The sequence below is a fragment of the Salicibibacter kimchii genome (genome assembly GCF_003336365.1).
GTDB lineage: Bacteria > Bacillota > Bacilli > Bacillales > Marinococcaceae > Salicibibacter > Salicibibacter kimchii.
On the sequence record NZ_CP031092.1, the window covers coordinates 2,523,726 to 2,545,014 of the forward strand.

At 42.4% G+C, this 21,289-nt stretch carries 22 protein-coding genes; 17 read left to right on the forward strand and 5 right to left on the reverse strand.

The genetic code is table 11. From position 1 onward, the window contains the following. Positions 1-266: 266 nt before the first annotated feature. A complete protein-coding gene (locus DT065_RS12835) occupies positions 267-1,406 on the forward strand; it encodes a stage II sporulation protein P (protein ID WP_114374055.1) in 1,140 nt (379 codons plus the stop codon). 316 nt (positions 1,407-1,722) lie between these two features. On the opposite strand, the gene DT065_RS12840 is transcribed toward DT065_RS12835, so the two are convergent. Together DT065_RS12840 and DT065_RS12845 are read right to left on the reverse strand one after the other, a co-directional pair. Further along, on the reverse strand, positions 1,723-2,844 hold the full coding sequence (locus DT065_RS12840; RefSeq protein WP_227002815.1) for a DUF418 domain-containing protein: 1,122 nt from the start codon (positions 2,842-2,844) through the stop codon (positions 1,723-1,725). 188 nt (positions 2,845-3,032) lie between these two features. Next, the gene (locus DT065_RS12845) at positions 3,033-4,538 is read right to left on the reverse strand and encodes a multicopper oxidase family protein (protein WP_114374059.1); all 1,506 of its coding nucleotides are present in this window, start codon (positions 4,536-4,538) and stop codon (positions 3,033-3,035) included. A 183-nt stretch (positions 4,539-4,721) separates the two neighbouring features. Between DT065_RS12845 and DT065_RS12850 the strand changes: the two genes are divergently transcribed. The 11 genes from DT065_RS12850 (at position 4,722) to DT065_RS12900 (ending at position 14,489) form a co-directional block, all read left to right on the forward strand. Beyond that, positions 4,722-5,363: a YdhK family protein gene (locus DT065_RS12850; RefSeq protein ID WP_114374061.1), complete on the forward strand. Its 642-nt coding sequence runs from the start codon at positions 4,722-4,724 to the stop codon at positions 5,361-5,363. Positions 5,364-5,611: 248 nt separating this feature from the next. Further along, entirely contained in the window at positions 5,612-5,938 is a 327-nt protein-coding gene (locus DT065_RS12855) for a four-helix bundle copper-binding protein (RefSeq protein ID WP_114374063.1), read from the forward strand. Positions 5,939-6,118: 180 nt separating this feature from the next. Beyond that, a complete protein-coding gene (locus DT065_RS12860; protein ID WP_227002595.1) occupies positions 6,119-6,820 on the forward strand; it encodes a response regulator transcription factor in 702 nt (233 codons plus the stop codon). A gap of 3 nt (positions 6,821-6,823) precedes the next feature. Beyond that, on the forward strand, positions 6,824-8,191 hold the full coding sequence (locus tag DT065_RS12865; RefSeq protein WP_114374067.1) for a sensor histidine kinase: 1,368 nt from the start codon (positions 6,824-6,826) through the stop codon (positions 8,189-8,191). Next, positions 8,188-8,403 (forward strand): hypothetical protein, encoded by a 216-nt coding sequence (locus DT065_RS12870; RefSeq protein WP_114374069.1) that lies wholly within the window; start codon positions 8,188-8,190, stop codon positions 8,401-8,403. Before DT065_RS12865 ends, DT065_RS12870 begins: the two co-directional genes overlap by 4 nt. Then, a complete protein-coding gene (locus DT065_RS12875) occupies positions 8,400-9,317 on the forward strand; it encodes a F510_1955 family glycosylhydrolase (RefSeq protein WP_114374071.1) in 918 nt (305 codons plus the stop codon). The genes DT065_RS12870 and DT065_RS12875 overlap by 4 nt, the downstream gene beginning before the upstream one ends. 56 nt (positions 9,318-9,373) lie before the next feature. Next, positions 9,374-10,093 (forward strand): cytochrome c biogenesis CcdA family protein, encoded by a 720-nt coding sequence (locus tag DT065_RS12880; RefSeq protein ID WP_114374072.1) that lies wholly within the window; start codon positions 9,374-9,376, stop codon positions 10,091-10,093. 101 nt (positions 10,094-10,194) lie between these two features. After that, positions 10,195-11,841 carry a cytochrome c biogenesis protein ResB gene (resB, locus tag DT065_RS12885; protein WP_114374074.1) on the forward strand — a complete coding sequence of 549 codons (1,647 nt, stop codon included), beginning with the start codon at positions 10,195-10,197 and terminating at the stop codon, positions 11,839-11,841. A gap of 37 nt (positions 11,842-11,878) precedes the next feature. Next, positions 11,879-13,069: a c-type cytochrome biogenesis protein CcsB gene (gene ccsB / locus DT065_RS12890; RefSeq protein WP_114374076.1), complete on the forward strand. Its 1,191-nt coding sequence runs from the start codon at positions 11,879-11,881 to the stop codon at positions 13,067-13,069. 101 nt (positions 13,070-13,170) lie between these two features. Beyond that, positions 13,171-13,725: a thiol-disulfide oxidoreductase ResA gene (gene resA, locus DT065_RS12895; RefSeq protein WP_114374077.1), complete on the forward strand. Its 555-nt coding sequence runs from the start codon at positions 13,171-13,173 to the stop codon at positions 13,723-13,725. A 242-nt stretch (positions 13,726-13,967) separates the two neighbouring features. After that, entirely contained in the window at positions 13,968-14,489 is a 522-nt protein-coding gene (locus tag DT065_RS12900) for a TlpA family protein disulfide reductase (RefSeq protein WP_114374079.1), read from the forward strand. Positions 14,490-14,606: 117 nt separating this feature from the next. On the opposite strand, the gene DT065_RS12905 is transcribed toward DT065_RS12900, so the two are convergent. Continuing rightward, positions 14,607-15,380 (reverse strand): C40 family peptidase, encoded by a 774-nt coding sequence (locus DT065_RS12905; protein WP_114374081.1) that lies wholly within the window; start codon positions 15,378-15,380, stop codon positions 14,607-14,609. A gap of 312 nt (positions 15,381-15,692) precedes the next feature. On the opposite strand from DT065_RS12905, the gene DT065_RS12910 reads away from it, so the two are divergent. Both DT065_RS12910 and DT065_RS20015 read left to right on the forward strand, forming a co-directional pair. After that, positions 15,693-16,433, forward strand: a complete 741-nt coding sequence (locus DT065_RS12910; RefSeq protein WP_472511537.1) for a metal ABC transporter solute-binding protein, Zn/Mn family — start codon at positions 15,693-15,695, stop codon at positions 16,431-16,433. Further along, positions 16,411-16,635, forward strand: coding sequence for a metal ABC transporter solute-binding protein, Zn/Mn family (locus DT065_RS20015; protein ID WP_472511538.1), 225 nt, complete (start codon positions 16,411-16,413; stop codon positions 16,633-16,635). The genes DT065_RS12910 and DT065_RS20015 overlap by 23 nt, the downstream gene beginning before the upstream one ends. 395 nt (positions 16,636-17,030) lie before the next feature. Here the strand turns inward: DT065_RS20015 and lgt are convergent, their stop codons facing one another. Next, on the reverse strand, positions 17,031-17,903 hold the full coding sequence (lgt, locus tag DT065_RS12915) for a prolipoprotein diacylglyceryl transferase (RefSeq protein WP_418314666.1): 873 nt from the start codon (positions 17,901-17,903) through the stop codon (positions 17,031-17,033). Positions 17,904-18,210: 307 nt separating this feature from the next. After that, positions 18,211-18,621, reverse strand: a complete 411-nt coding sequence (locus DT065_RS12920; RefSeq protein WP_227002597.1) for a rhodanese-like domain-containing protein — start codon at positions 18,619-18,621, stop codon at positions 18,211-18,213. Positions 18,622-18,911: 290 nt separating this feature from the next. Between DT065_RS12920 and DT065_RS12925 the strand changes: the two genes are divergently transcribed. The 3 genes from DT065_RS12925 (at position 18,912) to DT065_RS12935 (ending at position 21,236) form a co-directional block, all read left to right on the forward strand. Then, entirely contained in the window at positions 18,912-19,553 is a 642-nt protein-coding gene (locus tag DT065_RS12925) for a hypothetical protein (RefSeq protein WP_160112547.1), read from the forward strand. 109 nt (positions 19,554-19,662) lie between these two features. Continuing rightward, the gene (gene zupT / locus DT065_RS12930) at positions 19,663-20,400 is read left to right on the forward strand and encodes a zinc transporter ZupT (RefSeq protein ID WP_114374085.1); all 738 of its coding nucleotides are present in this window, start codon (positions 19,663-19,665) and stop codon (positions 20,398-20,400) included. Positions 20,401-20,600: 200 nt separating this feature from the next. Continuing rightward, on the forward strand, positions 20,601-21,236 hold the full coding sequence (locus tag DT065_RS12935; RefSeq protein WP_114374086.1) for a hypothetical protein: 636 nt from the start codon (positions 20,601-20,603) through the stop codon (positions 21,234-21,236). Positions 21,237-21,289: the final 53 nt, after the last annotated feature.

Here is a 21,289-nt window from a genome sequence, read left to right on the forward strand (position 1 = left end):
GGGGATACGCTGGCTATTCCCCTGGACCCCTTGGAGAAACGAAGCTAAAGGTATGGGGAATACTTGAAATGTACTCGTTCTTGAGAAATCCTCAAGGTTTATTCACCCATATCTTTCCCAAACAATTGCAGGCATATTGTCAACGAATGATTAAATATCTGAAAACTTCTATAATTTCGGCGATGTCCGCCCCAAAATGGACCATTAGACACGTTCTAGTAAAAGCATATTCTCAATAGAATGGTAGCGTAAGGAGGGACAGGCCCTTGCGCAGACCAAATCACTATTCACATGCCTTCACAGTATCGAAATCGAATGTTCAGTCAATCTTTATGGTAGCCGTCGCTTTGATCGTTGGGACCTTTCTTTTTATTGCTATGCTAACGACTGCGGATAATACTCATCGCTTTTCTTCATCAGTCCTTCACGATTGGACGAAAGAGGCACAAAGTGATTGGTTTATTCATTTATTAGGGGTTGAAAACCGGTATTATCTAGATGCAATGCAAGATACTTCTACCCCCAGTTTGACCACAACAGTTATAGAGCTTGCCACGAATATGAACTTGAATGATCCACGCACATTTTTGGGAAGAGAGATTCCCGGTTTCTCAGGTTTTGACAATACGCTTGTAATTGCTGGGCAAGGAACTGACTTTACAAATATGGCTATGGAATCTCCCCCTCCTTCCGAGGAACATCAATATGAACAACCCGAAACTGATGGAGGTGAAAGGGAGGGGACAGTAGACGATGATCCCCCTGAGATTGCTGATGAGGAACCGATCATTCATCTCTTACATTCACATAGCCGTGAATCTTTTTTGCCCGAAATCGAGGGAGACGATCCAAACAACCAAGAAATTAATATTGTTCAGGTTGGCAACTATCTAGCCGATCAATTTCGCGAATACGGACTTCCTGTAGAAGTCTCTGATCATGACATTCAACAGAAATTAAATGAGCGAGGATGGGATTACAGCCAATCATATGAGATGTCTCGCGAGATTCTTGAGGAAGACATAGAAAAACATGATGAACTTGAATTTTTCTTTGATCTTCACCGGGACTCTGTAGAACGAGAACATTCTACAGCGACAATCAATGAGGAAGTTTATGCTCGAACATTTTTTGTTATCGGGGAAGACCATCCGGATTATGAACAAAACTTGGAAATGGCGACAGAAATCCATCACCGCCTGGAGGAAAGGTGGCCGGGATTAAGCAGAGGAGTCATGACCTCCGGAGGTGCTGGCGTGGATGGAGTTTATAATCAGGATTTATCACCGAATTCGATGACCATCGAATTTGGAGGGGTGGACAACACGTTTGAAGAAGTCTATCGCAGTGCCGACGCAGTTGCTGAAGTTATACAAGAATATATCTACGAGGAACTTGAACGTTAGACTTGGGGCTGTTCCTCTCCTCCTCTTCATTAGCCCCAGCCTACAATTCCCGCGTTTTGCTGCTACTTCCACAGTTAGAAGCCCTCTCGCTGTTATAGCAAGAGGCTTTCTAAATGCTTGGGGCTATATCATACTAGGTAAAGCAGATGCCCAAGAGTATTACTTCATTTTGATCGTCTGGCCACACCAGTAGATGAAAGAATTGTTGAAGAACCATGCTTCCATGTGAAAGCAGAAATTATTAACTTGAAATGAACGTAATCCATTTTGGTTGATTTCCTCATGTTAGACAGGAGGCCATGTTTTGAATATAAATTTATGTTTTCCTCCTTAAGGGAACCTTCTTTCCATATGTCCCCATTCTCCAAAACCATTCAAAAGGGCCATAGTAAAATGTTTTTAGCCAAAGGTGGCTGAAAATCATTTGTACGACAAATAAAATGATACCTATAAAAAGGGCGAATATATAGCTTGGTTCCATCCAAATTCCGACCCTTTCAAAAATTGTTCTCCCGCTGTGCATAAAAAGACTTACGAATACCAGCGACTGCAAAAGGTAATTGGTGAAAGCCATTTTTCCAACAGTAGAAAATGGCAACAAGGCATTTGATAGGGTCGTCGTTCTGCTCGTTCCTAAAAGAATAATGCCCATTAAGATTCCAACGGTTACGACAAACGGATAAAAACTTTCCAGAGGCGTGATGACAAGGGCATCAACCTCATAATAAAGGGCCGTTTTGCCGGAAACACCAACAGTAAGGAAAACCAAAGATAGGAGCCACATTCGCTTTCTCCGTGCTACTGCTTGTGAAAGTAAATCCTTACGATAAGTGTACATCCCAAATAAGAAAAAGCTCAAATGCTCTACCATAGAAGAAAATTCATTAATGAGATATTCGGACCCCGTGGGAGATTCTCCCGGTCCAAGCAGCAAGTCCTTGAGCCACTCGTCTAGAGAAAGCGAATGGGGGAAATAATAATTTAGCAAATCCATTCCAATCGTATATCCCACCCAAGAAAACAAAGCCATTGTAAGCAACCACTTCGCTGGAAACTTAATAAAAAAAAGAAGTACATAACCAGCCATGGCATACATAAGCAAGATGTCGCCCGCCCAAATGTAATACCCATGGAGAGCCCCGATTATAAATAGTAGTAGCAATCTGCGGAATAACGTTGGGAATGGATTCAAATTTTTTTTGCTTAGTCTTTCATAAATAAGAATAAGACTGATTCCGAACATAAATGCAAATAATGGCCTGGCGCTATCTTCCAGTAAAATTGACATCAAAGCATCGAGTGATTCATTGATAGAAGATTGGTTTTCCGTCTCTATGGAAGCCAATCCAGAAATATTCACTAAAAAAATAGCTAATAAAGCTAATCCACGCAGTTGATCTAAAATCTCAATTCTATTACCCTGATCTTCATTCTTCACCGATCCCAAATGAGAACCTTCTTTCCAAGTATCTACGTTTTCGAAAGATCTAGTTGGATTTTAAGAAAAAAATATGGAGAAAGAGTGAAGTAGATAAACTTCAAAAACGGGGCATCTTTGTACATCCATATTCCTTTAGTCAAATGACAAAAGAAAAGAGACTTCTCGAAGAAGCCCCTATTTTAATATTATTCAGGTTGATTCGGAACATTTGGATCAGGCGTAAAGGCTGGCTCAAATCCTTCATACTGCACTTCAGCGACCATTCCGTCACTTGCATGGTGAAACTCGTGGCAATGGAACATCCAATTTCCAGGGTTTTGAGCTTCAAATACAATTTCATAAGTCTCACCTGGGCGTACGTTTAACGTATCTTTGGTGACCGAAGATCCTTGAAGTGGTTCTCCATCCTTCGAAATAACGTCAAAGAACTCCCCATGTAAGTGCATTGGATGGTCGTCCTCCGTATCATTTTCAATGGTTACCTTTACGACATCTCCTTCTTCTACCTCGTAGATCTCATGATCAGGGAATTGTTTTCCATTAATTGTGAACGTATCCCCCCCATCATCGGTTCCAAGGTTCATGTCGTATTCCTTATTAATATCATATTCATTCATGTTCTGCGCCTCTCCGTAGGTGGTTAAATCCAAGGAAGAGGAAGGAGTATCACCTGTTTGTAGGTCCTCATCTTCATAACCGTCATATATAAGAGGAAGGGACGCATTTAATCTTTCCTGATTCTCTTCCGCAAAAACTTGTATACCCCACGCCCCTGGATTGTCCATTTCAATTTCAACATCATATCGTTCAGCCGGGGCGATTTGGAAGGACGTATCACTTATCATTTCAGGTTCATTGACAGGCTGGCCATCATAATGGGTCACTTTAAATGCGTGTTCGGGAATTGAGACAATTTGTGTAAACAATCCTGCATTCACAAATCGTAGCTTTACTTTATCCCCCTCTTCAACATCAACGGATTCAATTTGCGAAGATGATTGACCGTTAATAACCATTGTATCATACATCTCATTCATCATATCCGCATGATCCATCTCCTCCATATCTCCGTTTTCCATGTCACTATGATCCATGTCTTCGTGCATGTCGTCTTCCATATCCATGTCCATTGGAGCAAATTCATCAATCGCTATGACTTCATCTACATCATAAGACTCCTGGTCCTCAGGTTCAACAATGAAAACCCCATAGAGACCTTGATCGACTTGGGTTGACCCGTCTTGATGGGAGTGATACCAGTACGTTCCAGGGACATCTGCTTGGTACTCGTACGTAAACTCTTCCCCAGGCATGATCGCATTTTGAGTAACGCCAGGGACGCCATCCATCGCGTTAGGGACGGGGAAGCCATGTAGATGAAGGGCAGTGGGTTCTTCCAAATTGTTTTGGACATTTAATATAACCTCATCCCCTTCTTGGACACGAATCTTCTCGCCAGGTACGGATCCATTATAAGTCCAGGCATCTGTCATGGTTTCGTCATCAAACATCCAATGCGTCTCGGTAACATCTAGATTAAACACTTCTTTACCATCTTCAGTCATCATTTCATTCCCTTTACCCTCTTGTTGACTCTCGGTAGATCCCGTAGATCCCTCATCTAACCCCTCACCCGAACAGCCAGCTAGCACAAAAAAAATGGTACTCATTCCTATATATACTTTTTTCAATCTTCTTCCCCCTTTTGATTGGTTATGTCACACTGTAAACGGAAAAAATGTAGAATCTATGAATAAATAATGATTTTTACTTAAATCTAATGAAAATCCGTGCTTTTTTTCTCTATGAACGATCGCTCCATATTTTCTACACATTTTTTTAGTACGTTATTCATGAAAAGGAGGAATTATAGAATGAAGAAGAAAATCATGATAGGATCCGTTTCGCTAGTAACAGCTTTTGCATTAGCTGCATGTGGCAATGGTGATGAGGAAATGCCAGATGAAGGGATGGATATGGATTCCGGTTCGGATAGTAATATGGAAGATATGGGTGATGAGATGCCCGATCATGACGATATGGATGGCATGGATATGGACGATGACATGCACGAAGATATGGATCATTCCAGTTCCGGTGAAGTTCCTGATGATTTAGGGGAAGAAGAGAATCCAACTTTTGAAGTGGGAAGCCAAGCAATGGTGGAAGGCGGCCATATGGAGGAAATGGAAGGTGCCAAAGCCACCATCGTAGGGGCTTATGATACGACTGCCTACATTGTTTCTTACGACCCAACCAATGGCGGGGAAAGAGTAGAAAATCATGAATGGGTGGTTCATGAAGAAATTGAAGAAGCCGGGGAAGAAACATTTGAACCGGGGACAGAAGTCACATTAGAAGCCGATCATATGGATGGCATGGAAGGAGCCACAGCTGCAATTGATGAGGCTGAAGAAACAACGGTTTATATGATTGATTACACACCTACAGATGGTGGTGAAGAAGTGGAAAATCATAAATGGGTTACAGAGGATGAGCTCTCAGAGGTTGAATAAAAAAGACGATAAGGCCCCTATGCTGGACGAAAAATAGAAAACAAAATTGATTAACCCTTATCCGATCATTTTATTAAGGTTGAATGATCCGATAAGGGCATTTTTGTAACTATCGTTTCAATGAGAGAGAACAAAAATGTATTCCCAACTTCATAAAAACTACATATTTAATGGATAAACCATTAAGGACACCGCACACTAGCTAGTGAATGCAAATTATGTGTCATAAGAAAGGGGTACCAAGATTAATGAATTATCAAGAGTGTATTCAAGCATGTTTAGAATGCATGGAACAGTGCAATCGGTGTTTTGATGAGTGTCTGAAGGAAGACAACGTACAAATGCTGGCTGAATGTATCAGACTGGATCGAGAATGTGCAGATATCTGTGCATTTGCGGTACAAGCTATGCAAACAAACAGCCGTTTTGCTAAGCAGATCTGTGAATTATGCGCGGACATCTGTCAGGCTTGTGGCGATGAGTGTGCAAAGCACGAACACCACCAGCATTGCCAAGATTGTGCGGAAGCTTGTCACCGGTGCGCAAAAGTATGCCGTGAGATGGCGGCTGCATAATTTCCTCGACCCTGAGACGGTTTCCTATCCGCCTTCAGGGTCTCTTTTTATAATGAGAGGTGATACTCTACATCAGTGTTTTCGTCAAAAAATGATCATATTTTACATACCTATTCTTCACATCAACTACATATTCACTAGATAAACTATAACATATAGCACTTTATGGGAGGAGCAAAAGTGGCCGAACGTATACTTATTGTGGATGACGAGCGAAAAATGCGACAGTTGATTGGTCTTTATTTGACAAATGCAGGCTATGAACTTGATGAAGCAAGTTCCGGAATAGAAGCGATACATAAGGCAACCGATCAATCTTACGATGCTATCATTTTAGATATTATGATGCCGCAGACAGACGGTTGGGATGTATGTGAACACCTGCGTATGGAAGGGTTCAATATAGGTATTTTGATGTTAACAGCGAGAACAGAAGTGGGAGATCGGGTTAAAGGGCTTGACCTAGGGGCGGATGATTATCTCGTAAAACCGTTCGCCCCAGAGGAACTCGTCGCACGTGTAAAAGCATTGCTCCGGCGTAAATCCAACCCCTTAAACGAAGATCCAGTAGAGATAACAGCTGGCCCATTATTTATTCAACCGGATCGACACGAGGTTAAGGTGGCGGGACAATCCGTCGATTTAACCGCGAAAGAATTTGCGATTTTGTATTTAATGGCCTCTCGTCCGGAACGCGTGTATACAAGGGAAAATGTCATCGAGAAGATTTGGTCATTGGATCGTGAATGGCACGATCCTCGAACGATTGACACCCATATCAAAAATATCCGAACCAAACTGAAAAAGGCTGGTCTGCCATTTAATCCAATGAAGACCGTGTGGGGAGTGGGATACAAATTTAATACAACGGAAGGAAATTAGCCGATGAACAGGATTTTTTATAAGCTCGGTGGATTGATTATGATTTTATTTCTCATCGTACTGCTTCCGTTAGGGTATGTCATGGTCCAAATTTTCACCAATTATAATGAAGTACATTTATATGAAGAAACGGATGAAATGGCTTCTCAATATGCAACCCTCCTTGCTGTAGTAGATGATCCTGACATCGAACTTCTTGTCCAATCGATGGATCGGGAGACAGCACGAAAGATGGTCATTATTGATCCAAATGGAGACGTTGTAGAAGATTCCGGGATCCGTGGGTTTCATCCCTCTGATTATTCCACATCGCAGGGAGAGGCAGGAAGATTTATCGACCCAAATGATCGTCAAGAATATATTTATGCTGGGGAACGAGTGCAGAATGACGATATTGGAGAAGTCTTTATTTTTTCACCTTCAGATCTCATGGATCAATCAGCCATTCAAGTACAGCAGGCGTTGTTTCTATCAGGGGTTGGTGCCCTTCTTCTTGCCTTTGGTTTTACGTTTATTGCTTCCAGAGAATTTTCAACGCCCCTGCAGGAGATGGAAAGAGCGGCAAACCAAATGGCGAGGGGGGATCTAGATGTGGAAGTGCCTGTGAAAACGAAAGATGAGTTGGGTTCGCTCTCCCATTCTATGAATGAGTTGGCGCGCGAACTAAAAAGATACCGGACGAACAGGCAAGCTTTTTTTTCGGACGTGTCCCATGAATTACGGACGCCACTGTCTTATGTCCAGGGGTATTGTGATGCACTAAAAAAGGGGCTTTATCAGGATGAGAGCGAAAGACAACAGTTTGTCGATATTATTCATGAAGAAGCCCACCGCATGAATCGACTCATCCATGATTTATTTGAATTATCCCGAATGGAAGAAGAGCGTTTTCCCTTGAACCTTGAGCTTGTTCATATCGGAGACGTTATCAAACGAGCAAAAGCAAAAATGGCCACCGATGCTAAGAAAAAGAAAAATACCATAAAGGTTGATATGGAAGCAAAACTTCCAACGATTGTAGCTGATAGCTTTCGTATAGAACAGATCTTCACAAATTTGCTTCAAAACGCGGTGAGTTATACGGAAAATGGGCATGTTTGGATCGAGGGATCCTTGAAAGACGGGAACATCGAAGTAAAAATTTCTGATACGGGAAGGGGTATCGCTACTGAAGATCTCCCCTACATTTTTGAGCGTTTCTATCGGGCTGAAAAGTCCAGATCACGTGATTTTGGGGGGACCGGTTTAGGGCTCGCCATCGTGAAACAATTGACGGAACTCCAATATGGAAGCATTCAAGTGGAAAGTGTTCCCGGAAAAGGGACGACATTTACGCTACGTTTTCCAGGAGCTAAGGAGGGCGATGAATGACTAGAAGGGATTGGTGGATTGCTTCGTTGTTAATCGCCATCGGCTTGCATTGTTTGGTTATGTCCGGCGTTATATCGGCTTCAGCGGATGTTCCTTCTTATCTCCAGCTCCTTTTCCAAATCTGTCTCTGGATGGGGATCCCTCTATTAGTAGGTGCGATGATCTACATCATCATTTCAATCATAAGCAAACGGAAAGGAAGAAAAACATGAGAACGTTAGTGTTGTATCTTGCAAGTTTATCAGCAGTCGGAGTACTCATGAGTGGGTGTCAAACCGAAGCTCAAGAGGAGGTTGAATTTACGCATATACATGGGCTTGGCTTCACAGAAGATGGGGAGCAGGCCTATATTCCCGCACATGATGGGTTGCGTGTCTATGAGGATGGGATATGGAAGAATGTGGAGAGTGGCGAGGGGGAGCTTCATGACTTTATGGGCTTCACCATGACGTCCGAAGGATTTTATAGCAGTGGACATCCAAACATGCAGTCGGATTATGAAAATCCGTTTGGCCTTGTAAAAAGCACGGATGGGGGCGAAACGCTTGATTTGCTCGCACTCGAAGGGGAGGTTGATTTTCATGTCATGTCGGCCAGTTACAACACAGACGCCATCTATGCTATGAATCCGGAGCCTAATTCAGAAATGGATGAGCTGGGTCTGCATCGAACCCTCGACGAGGGGCAGGAATGGGAACCACGTGATGTGGACGGGGTGAACGGAAGCGTGATTGCGATTGCAGCTCATCCTGATGAGGAAAATAGGGTGGCTCTTAGCACAGAGGAAGGGGTCTTTCAATCTGATGATGCCGGTGATTCCTTTGAGCAGGTACTAAGTGGTGTGCCAGCGCCAGCTCTAACCTATGCGCACACCGGCGAATTGCTTGTTGCTGAGGGTGTGGAAGAAGAAACAACCCTCAAAGCCATAGACGCCTCCGGCGAAGTAGTTAGAGAGATCCCTGCTCCATCGATCGAAGAAGACGCCATCAGTTATCTGGCCCAGAACCCACAAGCGGAGAACACCATTATGGTAACGACTTTCGAACGTGATATTTTTTATACTGAAGATGGTGGAGAGACATGGGAACAACAAGCTGAACAAGGCATGAGTTTACATGAATCTTAATCGTCGAAAGTATAAGTCGATCTTCATACATCAATGTTGGAGGAGGAACTCGTTATATGGATGATGTGTCGCTCGGCCTTGCTTTTGCGGCAGGCCTCATATCTTTCTTTTCCCCTTGCATTTTTCCATTGCTTCCGGCTTATTTGGCTCAACTGACCGGCACCGATGTCTCATCGGGAGCCATCAATGCGGATCGGCGGTTGATTTTCACCCGAAGCATCGGATTTATTCTTGGCTTTACGATTATTTTCTTGCTGTTGGGATTATCCTCAACCCTGCTTGGGTCATGGTTTAATCAGTACAGTAGTGTCGTTATGCAACTAGGCGGTGTCATCATTATTTTATTTGGGCTACAAATGAGTGGGCTTATTTCCATTCGTGCCTTACTAACAGAGAAAAAAGTAGCCAAAACGCCCAAAAAAGCCTCAAGCTTTTCCGGTTCGGTGCTGTTTGGATTGGTATTTGCAGCTGGATGGACGCCTTGTATTGGCATCACCCTCGGTTCCATCCTCACGCTTGCGGGAGCATCTGGAAGCATGCTTACAGGGTCGACCATGCTTTTTGTTTATTCCATGGGCCTGGGGGTACCGTTCATAGGGGTTTCGCTCCTTTATGCGAAATCTTTCCAGAAGCTTAACTCCATCAATCGCTTTTTACCGGCCATTCAAAAAGGGAGTGGCGTCATTATGATTATCCTGGGCATTCTTCTTTTCACCGGTTATTTCGAGACGATCGCGATGTATTTAGGGCAGTATGTCCCGTCCTGGATGATTTAAATGATTGTGGTTATGAGACATTCTTTCGAAAAGCGATTGGCGTCCAAGAAAGATTGTTCGGGAAAACTGATTATCTATGAAACTAGATTTATGGGGGGCTCATGATGAATCAAAAATGCGAGTGTGGACGAGTCAACCCTTACGGGACAGAAGTATGTGGATCATGTGGCAAACCACTGGCAGACCCTGATTCGAACCGATTGCTCAACATGCGTTATGAGGGTGCTGCGCGTCGTTCCCAAATATATAGCACATCTATTATCGATAAAATCTGGAATTTCTTTTCATCGGTTAAGGTCGGGATAGGCATTATTATTGTGACGCTTATAGCTTCTTCTCTCGGAACCATTTTTCCGCAAGAGATGTTTATGCCGCCCGGCGAAACGCCGGAAGTGTATTATGCGGAGGAGTACGGAGCATTAGGCCAGGTTTATTATGCTTTTGGGCTGCACAATATGTATGGATCCTGGTGGTATATGTTGTTGATCGCTGCGCTGGGAGTATCAATCATCATTGCTAGTATCGATCGTTTTTTTCCGTTATATAAAGCTTTGAAATCGCAGCGTGTAACCAGACACAAAAGTTTTATGAAACGTCAGCGTATTTTTGGGACCACTCGGGTGGAAGATGTCGATCAAACGTTTCAGGCAGCCCAAGATCTATTGAAAAAGAAGCGTTACAACATTCGGGAAGAAAACGGCCATATACTGGCGGAGAAAAACCGTTGGGCACGGTGGGGGCCTTATGTGAATCACATCGGGTTGATTGTATTTTTAATTGGAGCATCGCTTCGGTTTTTCCCAGGTATGTATGTCGACGAAAATATGTGGGTTCGTGAAGGCGAGACCGAAGTGGTCCCTGGAACATCCGGTGATTATTACGTTGAGAATCAGGGATTCACATACGAAGAGTTTGATGAAGATGATGAAATATTCGGGGAGGGCATGGAAGCTAGTGCAGGCGATGTATTCGAGGAAACATTTCGGACAGATGCCGTATTATATACGCCAGAAGGCCCTCTGGGTGTCGACCAAGAGCTTGAAGAAGTTGCTAGGCACTCCATAGAAGTCAATGATTCCTTCGATTTTGATGACTATGCCCTTTATCAAGTGGACTATAAATTGGATGAGTTAAAAGAAATGACTTTTGAAGTTGAGGACACAGAAACCGATGAGGTGTTGGGTTCATTTGCCGTAGATTTAAATGACCCTGATGATACGTATGCCCTTGATAATGGGGAGGAGGTTCGCATTCATAGCTACTTCCCGAATTACGAAATGAATGATGAAGGTATGCCAACAACGGAAAATGATGTTCCGGACAATCCGGCATTCATTTTTGAAATGGTGAACCCGGATACAGAAGCATTAGACCATACTTTTCTCGGTATTCAGGCGAATTACAATGTGAGCCCTGATCAAGAAGAGAATCGATACGAGTTTTCGTTAGATGGTCTTGATACTAATGATGTAACAGGTCTTACCGTTCGAAAAGATAACACGATTCCCTATCTTATTGTTGGAGGAGCCATTTTCCTGATCGGCCTTGTACAAGGATCTTATTGGCCGCATCGTCGCATTTGGTTGCAACGAAACGACGGAGAGGTTTGGCTTGCTGCTCACACGAATAAACACTGGGCACCCCTAAAAAAAGACATCGATGCGATCACGAAAGAGACAGAGATTACAATGCCCCGGGATCAGATTGATGATGAATACGAGAAGAGAGAGGACAAGGACAATAGCTAAGGTTCACTTTTAATGGGAGTATAGGAGGTAAATAAAGATGAGTTTGAGCATGACCCTACTCACGATCGCTTTTTTCTTCTATTTGGTTGCGACCGTGTTATATGCGGTTTCTGTGACAGGGCGAAAATGGAAGAACAAGGAAGGCCAGATAACGGGAAATAATTGGGGTCTTTTCGGATATATAACAGCCATTGGTGGCCTCGTTTTTGCCTTAGGATATTTCGTGACCAGATGGATCACGGTCGGGTTTGCCCCGGTTAGTAATATGTTCGAGTATCTCACATTTTTTGGTATTACGTTAAGTCTAGCTTTTGTGATCATCTATGGCATATACAGAAGTAACGTCCTTGGCGTCATTACATTGCCTGTGGTGATGCTCATGATCGGATATGCCACAGTGTTTGTGACCGATTATCAACCACGACAACCGGCTTTACAAACCTATTGGCTCGAGATTCACGTGTTAACAACAGGGTTAGCGCAAGGGATTCTTGCCGTTAGTTTTGGAGCCGGCGTCATCTACCTTTTAAGGACAATTGATTTAAAAGGGAAAAAAATGACCAAAAGGACGTTTGGCGTCGAGTTTATTATGTACACTTTTATGACTCTTTTCGCCTTCATTGTTTTGACCAACGTGTTTAACGCATTCGGTTATGAAGCACAATTTTCTTATATCAATGAATTTGAAGAACCAGCCGAAATCATTTATGATCTTCCCCCGATATTTGGCCCGAACGAGGGAGAGTTGCTCTCTTCAGATCGGATGGAGCCTTGGTTCGAAATGCCCGATTGGATTGATAGTGATTCCTTGAACACAACAGCATGGGCTTTTGGTTCTGGTCTCGTTTTATTTGGGGCGACTCGTTTGATAACGAGAAGACGTATAGGGACTCTGTTACAACCATTCGTAAAAAGGGTCAATCCGGACTTGATGGATGAAATAAGCTATCGTGCCATAGCGATTGGGTTCCCACTTTTTGCCTTAGGAGGGCTTGTTTTTGCCATGATCTGGGCTCAAATTGCTTGGACAAGGTTTTGGGGGTGGGACCCGAAAGAAGTGTGGGCACTCATTACCTTTCTCTTCTATGCAGCTTACCTGCACTTACGGTTGAATCGCAGTTGGCAAGGGGAGCCTTCGGCTTGGTTGGCTGTGGTTGGTTTCGCGATTATCATGATTAATTTAATATTCGTCAACCTTGTGATTGCAGGTCTCCACTCTTATGCTTAGAATCAAAAGCATCTTTGACACAGGTATCCATGCAGAGAGAACACGTCTAGGAAACGCCTAAAAGCGCCATCAATGGCAATCTACCAATAGTGAGGTGGACTATGGATAAAGAGGAGAGAGCTAAACGTAAACGACGTCGCTTTTGGATGCGTACGGCTGTTTTAATGACGCTTGCTGTCGTTGTTTCTTATGTGTTTTATACCAATTTTATTCACACGGAGGAAGTGGTTTCGGAAGGAGATCAAGCCCCCAATTTCACTTTGATTAATATGGATGGTGAAAGGGTAGAGCTTGCGGATTATGAAGGACAAGGCGTATTTCTTAACTTCTGGGGAACCTATTGCCCACCATGTGAAGAAGAAATGCCTTATATGGAAGATCAACATCAGGCGTATTTGGATGACGATGTTGAAATTCTTGCCGTGAATGTGGGGGAATCCGAGTTGACCATTGATCGATTCGCTGAGCGTCTTCAATTAACCTTCCCCATCCTGATGGATGAAAATGGTGATGTGATGGATCATTATGGCGTCGGGCAACTCCCGGCAACCTATATGATTGATGAAAACGGAGAGGTTGTTCACATTCGAGTCGGAGGCATGAGCGAAGAACACGTCCAAGATTTTATGCAAATGGTCGACCCTGCAGCTTCTTAACACGGTCGTAGTCGATTAAAAATTTAATCGTGACAGCGTAGGCAAATAACAAACAAAATAAAAGCCGAAGATCTTTTTTGTTATTTCAATGGGCATTGACGATACAGATTGCACACTACGATTAAGTCAAATGATTTAGATGAACAATGGTGAGCATTTAAGATTTCAAGAGATATGTTAGATAACCCGGAAGGTGGAATAGTGCTATTCTCCTTAGAAAACGGGTCAGCGGGGGAATACGAATGGTTCGAAAAATAAGCAGCATAGGGGCTCTTCTGATTGCAACGTTGGTGATGGGAGCAATCATCTATAATTCTGTTTCTTCTCCACCGGTGGGTGTCAATCAGGGAGAAGAAGCCCCGGATATGGAGTTGCCGCAAGCCGAAGGAGAGAGTATGAGTTTAAACGATGTACGTGGCACGTTTGTCATTATAAATTTTTGGGCTTCTTGGTGTGAACCCTGTATTCGAGAATTCCCCCTGCTTGATCAAGTCCATAAGGAATTTAGTGACAAAGAGGTTAATGTGCTAGCAGTCAATATGTCATCGTTTGAGCGTACGATGGATGAAGCAATGGAATTTTTAGATGAACAACCAGTTACCATGCCTGTCCTCTTCGACACGGATGGGGAAATGGCTGATGAGTATCAAGTCGCTGGTCTTCCAACCACGTATTTGATTAATGAAGAAGGCATTATCGTTGATATCATCATGGGAGAAGTGACCGAAGAAATGCTTAAGGAGAGACTCCAACCTTTCTTATGACTATCCATAAAGTATGAATGGATTTTTAGCGTCTCATTGAACGATATCCGGAATTCGTTGATCTAAAAAAGCTGTTGCTATGAGCGAATCATAGCAACAGCTGATTTTTATGATAAGTTACTGCATGGTTTTGGTTCCAATGATGTGGTCTTGCCAATAATCACTGGTGATGTCTGCTTGCACAACGCCTTCATTCCCTGCGTGAATCATTTGGTTATCCCCGATATATATGCCACTGTGTGAAGCTCCTGTCGTATCATACGTTCCTTCGAAAAACACAAGATCCCCAATGCTCATAGACGTTACGTGTTCCCCATCGTTCTCCCACATCTCTGCATGTGTTCGAGAGACATCGATGCCATTTTGATCAAACACGTAGTTGATAAAGCCACTACTATCAAATCCATCAGGCGTTGTGCCGCCCCATTGATAAGGCGTTCCCAGTACACTTTGAGCTGTTGCAACAATATCTGAATCTGAAGAGGCTGGATCTTGGTTTTCTGAATCTTCATTTGACGGATCACCATTACTTGAAGTGTCTGGTTCTAATGCCTGATATGTATTTGGGCCGGCTATTCCATCTATAACAAGGCCTTGATCGCTTTGATATTCTTTAACAGCATCTTCTGTTTCAGGACCAAACACCCCATCGACTTGAACAGTGTACCCTTGATTCCTTAACTCAGACTGTAATTGCTCCACTTCACTACCCTGGTCATCTGTTATGAGATAGGTTTGGGAAGTGCCCATGTTATCCTCTGTATAATCATCTTGGACGCTATGATCATCCTCGTCTGGCTCAGCATATGCGGAAGCACTTTCACTCCACATTGGAGCAAACATAACAACTGTCACGAGTGATGAAGATAAAAATAGTTTTCTCATTTTCATTTAAACTTCCTCCCCATTTTTGTATTCCTAAGTTAAAATAACAAGAAAATATGGAGAAACTATGAGGATTCTATTACTGTATGATTACAATTTAATATCACCCTTCATAATATTATCAGTAGATATAGAACCACCCCCCCCAATCACGCGCATAAATTTGGTATATCCATAAACTGATTGCCTTGATTCTTTTCTATGAAAGTAGTTGATTACCCTAGATTAAAGTAAGATTTTAGAAAGTCCTTGACAGGATCAATGTGTTTCTCTAATCTTAAATCGTAATCATTACTATTTGAAAGGATGTTTATTTGGATGCGGAAATCATGTATGATGATCATCATTTCCGGCATAGCACTTGCCGGTTGCCAAGGGGAAAGCTCGGGTAACGAAAGGGAGAAGGATCCTTTACAGATTCACACGACGGTTTTCGCTTTGGAGGACTTTACGTCCAAAATTGGCGGCAACGAAGTCAATGCCGAAACCATCTACCCGCCGAACACAGACGCGCATTCCTTTGAGCCGACAGCTAATGAGTTGATCCAACTCGCGGAAAGCGATGCCTTTATCTATTCCGACGTAGGAATAGAAGGCTTTGTTGAAACAGCCGAGGATATGCTCGCTGATGAGGATGTGGCAATAGTCCCTGCGGGCGAAGGCATTGAACTAATTGGCAACGACCATGACCATGATGATGATCATGACCATGAACAAGATCACGAGGCTGAACATGAGGATGGCGACCCGCATATTTTTTTGGATCCGGCCCGTAGTATAGACGTTGCGGAGAATATTAAACATACACTTATCGAGTTGCGGCCGGAACAGGAAGCTTATTTTACGGAAAACTATGAAGCGCTACGTGATGACCTGGAAACGCTCGATCAAACGTTGGAATCGACGTTTGCAGAGGCCGATCGTGATGAGTTGATTGTCTCCCATGCTGCTTATGGCTACTGGGAAGATCGCTACGGATTAGAACAATTGAGCGTTCTAGGTCTTTCCCCTAATGAAGAGCCGTCCCAGTCAGAGCTTGCCGAAATCGAAAATCGCTGAAGAAGAGGATATCGGCTACGTCGTTTTTGAAAATAACGTGAACAGTTCCGTCACCGAAGTGATTCAGGAGGAAATCGGCGCAGAAAGTCTGGTGCTTCGAAACTTGGAATCCATTTCCGAAGAAGACATGGAGAATAATGAAGACTATTTCAGCATAATGGGGAAAAATATTGAGACGTTGGAGACAGCGTTGAATGAGTAGGGGAGCGCTTGGAGGAAGCTTCATTTGGAAAGTTCCTGGCCTTTTCCAGCGCATCTGAGAAGAAGGCGTCTATTCAAGGAGCGCCGGGTCCTCGTTTGTGAAAATAAAAATAAGAAGTGCCCGTTAAATGTGGGCTTAAAGAAAGTGAACTGAGATTGATTACAGCAAAAATGCCTGTCATTAGGATAGATGAAAAAATTTTAGGGGAAGTAAATGGGCTGATTTCTCCTACAACTCTTTGACAAAAGGAAACAGCCAAAAAAACAGCATTGATACGGTTTCTTGGCTGTTTTTGTTCATTTCAAATGCAAAACTTAGGAATATTATTGCTTCAAATCGCTTGGAGCATCATCCTTGGCTATTTGTCTTCATTTTGTCTTCATTCGTACCTCTTCTTATTTCTTTTCCCTTTTCTTATTCTTGTTCTTTTTCTTCGGTGAATCATCGGATAAATACCTGATCCTAGATAAGCCTGTTTTTCTTCGATAAATGATAGTGATGACAGCACCGACAATTAAAACAATGGAAATGACTTGTGCAGTACGCAGGAAGTCAAAGATCATTAAACTGTCCGTACGTAATCCTTCGATGAAGAAGCGTCCAAATGAGTACCAAATAACGTACGTGAGAAAAAGGTCACCACGCCTCATGTTGACTCTTCGTAAATAAAGAAGAATTCCAACCCCGATGAAACTCCAAATGGATTCATATAGAAAAGTTGGATGATAGTAGCTGCCATCAATGAACATTTGATTGATAATCCAATCGGGAAGCATAAGATTTTCAAGAAATTCTCTCGATACCTCTCCGCCATGAGCCTCTTGGTTTATAAAATTGCCCCAGCGTCCAATGGCTTGCCCAAGTAAAATACTCGGGGCTGCAATATCTGCAACTTTCCAAAAAGAAAAGCCTCGAATTTTTGCAAATACATACCCAGTAAGAACGCCACCAACTAGCCCACCGTGGATCGCAAGGCCACCTTCCCAGATTGCAATTATTTGTCCTGGGTTTTCCAAATAATAATCCAAGTTGAAGATGACATAATACATCCTTGCAAAAACCAGTGCAACTGGAACTGCCCAGATGAGTAAATCCGCGAAAAAGTCTTTTGGAAGTCCACGACGTATGGCTTCACGGTTGGCTAATACGTACCCTAGTAAGGCACCAAGAATGATAATAACGCCATACCAATATATCGGCCAGCCGAAGATTTCAAAGGCAACGGGGTTTAATGGTTGTACATTAGAAAGCAGCATTTTTTCACTCATTTCTGGCATTTGATCAAAAATTCCCTGACCTTGACAATAAGTTCTATGAGAATTTTCTTTCCCAAATAGATGGTTTTACCTGCGTAATAGCATTAAGGTATTTACAAATTCCCTTTAAAAAACTACGACTTACGTTAAGACAAAAATGTGGAGAAATAATGAAGAACTCCCTTTGTCACAAAAATGTGACCCTATATTACACGCAATATAAGATCACAAAATCATACCATCATATTAATGGTCATCAAACGGTGGCCATGGGGTTTTACACGTTAGCAAAATAAATCAGGATAGGCGATGTTAGTATTTAATTTGTTTTCAGTGGCCCTTCCCAAACGGCCATTCCTCCACCAAAATTGGCAACATCATCAAATCCTTGATTAACAAGAAAGTCCGCACTATCAACCCCCATGCTCCCTGTGTGGCAAATTAAGATGATCCGGTTGTCATCGCTCAATTCGTTATAACGTTGTTGAAATTTATCGTAAGGAATATGAATCGCACCGGGGATATGTCCTTCGTCGTAAAGCTCTTTTTCACGCAAGTCAACCAATTCAACGTTTGCCTCACCAATCTCTGCACTCACCTCGTTTTGGTTAATCTCTATCCACTCCCCTGCTTCCTCGGCTTCAGGTTCAACCGTAAATGGGTTAAACGTTAGAAAAAACACTAAAGTTATTACCGTCAAAACAATGGGCATGATATATTTACCCCGCAATTGCTTCCCCCCTGTATAAGTATCCAGATGATGAAGTTATTGACCCTTGAACATTCAATGTATGCCCTTACTGAGGAATCATTGTGTTTATCTCCTTTTATCATTTCTCATCTTTCCTCATAGTTCTAGTGTAGGTGAAAAAAGTGAAGAAATAATGAAGTATTCTTATGAAAGATGCCCCAGGATCGTTTTGAAGAAAAAGCTGCCCGGTGTTCCAGATCTCCATAGTTTTTTCATACATTTTTTATATACTAATAAAAAAGCGTAAGGAAAGGAATGAAAGAAAAGGAATGAGCCGAGCGATCAAAAAACATATTTTCTTGTTCTTTGTAACCGTGGCACTTATGGCTTTCTTTCTTTTTTTAAGAGGAGAATGGGATCCGATGCATGCCTGGAACCGTGCTTTTGCCGACATATCTGTTCTTTACATCGTAGCGATTCTCCTTCTTGGATCATCTTCAAAGTTTAGCAACAGCATGAAATTATTGCTGCACTGGAGGAAACAGCTAGGGATTTGGGTGGCCATAACGGCTTTTGCTCATGTTTACATTATTTTTGATGGTTGGATTATGTGGGACTTCATGAGGCTGTTCTTTGTCTTCAATCCCATGACAAATAGTTATGACACTCACCCAGGATTTGCCATTGGTAATCTTATTGGCATAGTGGCTTTGATTTATTTATTTGCACTTTTCATGACCTCAAATAAAAAGAGTATAAAAATGCTTGGCCAAGAGAGTTGGAAATATCTCCAACAGCGTGTGCACATATATTATATATTGGTCGTTCTGCACACGGTTTATTTCTTGTTCTTTCACATCCCGTTACCCAATTTTGCTCGAATTCCATTTCTATTTTTAGTTGTTATAGTGTGGGCTGTACATATCTTTGGCTTTGTTAAAGTCCTTTCGGAGAGGAATCAAAAAAATTAGCTAGTTTGAAACCTAAATAAATGACAATCTCCATTGGAATGATACAAAAAGCCTTACATAGAGATGCGAATTGGAAGTTATAAATTCCCAACAAATGGAGTGATGTGCAGTGGGACAAGATGTGTGGTTTGCCCTTGGCCTGACGTTGATCGCTGGGCTTCTCGGCGGGGTCATGATTTATGTATCTTTCGTGGAGATTTTTTCTGAAGCTCAGGATGCCTTAACAAGCGCTATAGGGGAGCAGATCGGAAGTTGGCTGACGGTGGGCGGATTCTTTGCCGGTATGTTGCTGGTTGCGTTGATCGACAAGCTTGTTCCTAATCAAGGCAACCCTCATGAAGTGAAAAAAGTGGAAGAGATGAATCAATCTCCCCAATCAGCCAGATCAAAAAACCCGGAATTAATGAGAATGGGGAGTTTCACCGCACTTGCTATAACCATCCACAACTTTCCGGAAGGTATTGCCACATTTACCGCGGCTTTACAAGAACCTACGCTCGGCGTTGCCATAGCGATCGCAGTTGCCCTTCACAATATCCCGGAAGGCATCACGGTATCTGTCCCCATGTATTATGCAACAGGAAGCAGAAAGAAAGCACTTTTGTATTCATTTTTGTCAGGATTATTAGAGCCCCTCGGTGCAGTGGTCGCATTTATGGTCTTGATGCCTTTCTTAAATGATATTCTGTTCGGCATCGTATTTGCTTCCGTTGCTGGGATTATGGTTTTTATCTCATTGGATGGGCTCATTCCTACGGCCAAAAAATATAATAAAGAGCATTCCTCGATTTATGGGTTCCTACTCGGTATGGCTGTCATGGCGTTTAGCTTGCAGTTGCTTTTCTGAAAGAGGAAAAAAGCTGCCTTGTGATTATGTTATTTTATAGTGTGCACTTTTCAGCCGGATTAACTTATTCATGTTTGTGAAATAGTTTTCCTCAACGATCTGGTGTTTAATATACATTACCCCCCTAATGCATTTTTAAATTTATCATATGTTGATATTGCAGCCATAAAATAGTGATAAAGGACAAGGAGCATGATTAAATGATTACGGGGTATATGTATATTGTTTGTTTCTTATCCATACATCTGGGTTTAATTTGTTCCATTTATTTTTTTAGCAGATATAAAGGTAGCCTTATGGTCAATATGATGATGACCATGGCTTTGGCCATGGTATTTGGCTTGTCATTAGGTTTTTTCTTCGGAATTGTTCTTCATGGAGATTTGTTATATTCGACCTTGTTCAGCATAACCTTTGCTGGAATCACCGGATTTATTCTCGGTATACGCTTACATGTGCTAGCGAGTATTGAAGGGCTTTTTTCCGGGATCATGGCAGGTATGATGGGAACAATGGTTGTAGAAATGCTCACGATTTCAGAAGGGGCAGCTCTCCTATTGATCAGCTTGTTATTGCTAATGGGTACAACGATGTTTTGTATTCGCCACGTCCTTCAGGAAACATTTTCTACATTTGTTCAAAAATATGATTATGTCCTGCTCGTTGCAACGTGTATGTTAATGCTACTCACATTCTGGACCTTTCCCTTTTCAAATATGGAAAATCAGCCATCTCCGCAACACGAGGAAAACCATCATATGATGATAGGAAAGGAACCAAGTAAGGAGAAAAAACAAGCCTGCAAAGCTGATCCCAATACCTACGGAGGATACTAAAAAGGGATAGAATATTAAGAATAAGTTTATAATGAGTAGAGAAGCCCCTCGAA

What these genes read in the sequence shown, in the direction of transcription:
- DT065_RS12850 (WP_114374061.1), top strand. Translation starts at nt 4,722, where the DNA reads ATGAAGAAGAAAATCATGATAGGATCCGTTTCGCTAGTAACAGCTTTT.
- DT065_RS12855 (WP_114374063.1), top strand. Translation starts at nt 5,612, where the DNA reads ATGAATTATCAAGAGTGTATTCAAGCATGTTTAGAATGCATGGAACAG.
- DT065_RS12865 (WP_114374067.1), top strand. Translation starts at nt 6,824, where the DNA reads ATGAACAGGATTTTTTATAAGCTCGGTGGATTGATTATGATTTTATTT.
- DT065_RS12870 (WP_114374069.1), top strand. Translation starts at nt 8,188, where the DNA reads ATGACTAGAAGGGATTGGTGGATTGCTTCGTTGTTAATCGCCATCGGC.
- DT065_RS12875 (WP_114374071.1), top strand. Translation starts at nt 8,400, where the DNA reads ATGAGAACGTTAGTGTTGTATCTTGCAAGTTTATCAGCAGTCGGAGTA.
- DT065_RS12880 (WP_114374072.1), top strand. Translation starts at nt 9,374, where the DNA reads ATGGATGATGTGTCGCTCGGCCTTGCTTTTGCGGCAGGCCTCATATCT.
- resB (WP_114374074.1), top strand. Translation starts at nt 10,195, where the DNA reads ATGATGAATCAAAAATGCGAGTGTGGACGAGTCAACCCTTACGGGACA.
- ccsB (WP_114374076.1), top strand. Translation starts at nt 11,879, where the DNA reads ATGAGTTTGAGCATGACCCTACTCACGATCGCTTTTTTCTTCTATTTG.
- resA (WP_114374077.1), top strand. Translation starts at nt 13,171, where the DNA reads ATGGATAAAGAGGAGAGAGCTAAACGTAAACGACGTCGCTTTTGGATG.
- DT065_RS12900 (WP_114374079.1), top strand. Translation starts at nt 13,968, where the DNA reads ATGGTTCGAAAAATAAGCAGCATAGGGGCTCTTCTGATTGCAACGTTG.
- DT065_RS12905 (WP_114374081.1), bottom strand. Translation starts at nt 15,380, where the DNA reads ATGAAAATGAGAAAACTATTTTTATCTTCATCACTCGTGACAGTTGTT.
- DT065_RS12910 (WP_472511537.1), top strand. Translation starts at nt 15,693, where the DNA reads ATGCGGAAATCATGTATGATGATCATCATTTCCGGCATAGCACTTGCC.
- lgt (WP_418314666.1), bottom strand. Translation starts at nt 17,903, where the DNA reads ATGAGTGAAAAAATGCTGCTTTCTAATGTACAACCATTAAACCCCGTT.
- DT065_RS12925 (WP_160112547.1), top strand. Translation starts at nt 18,912, where the DNA reads ATGAGCCGAGCGATCAAAAAACATATTTTCTTGTTCTTTGTAACCGTG.
- DT065_RS12935 (WP_114374086.1), top strand. Translation starts at nt 20,601, where the DNA reads ATGATTACGGGGTATATGTATATTGTTTGTTTCTTATCCATACATCTG.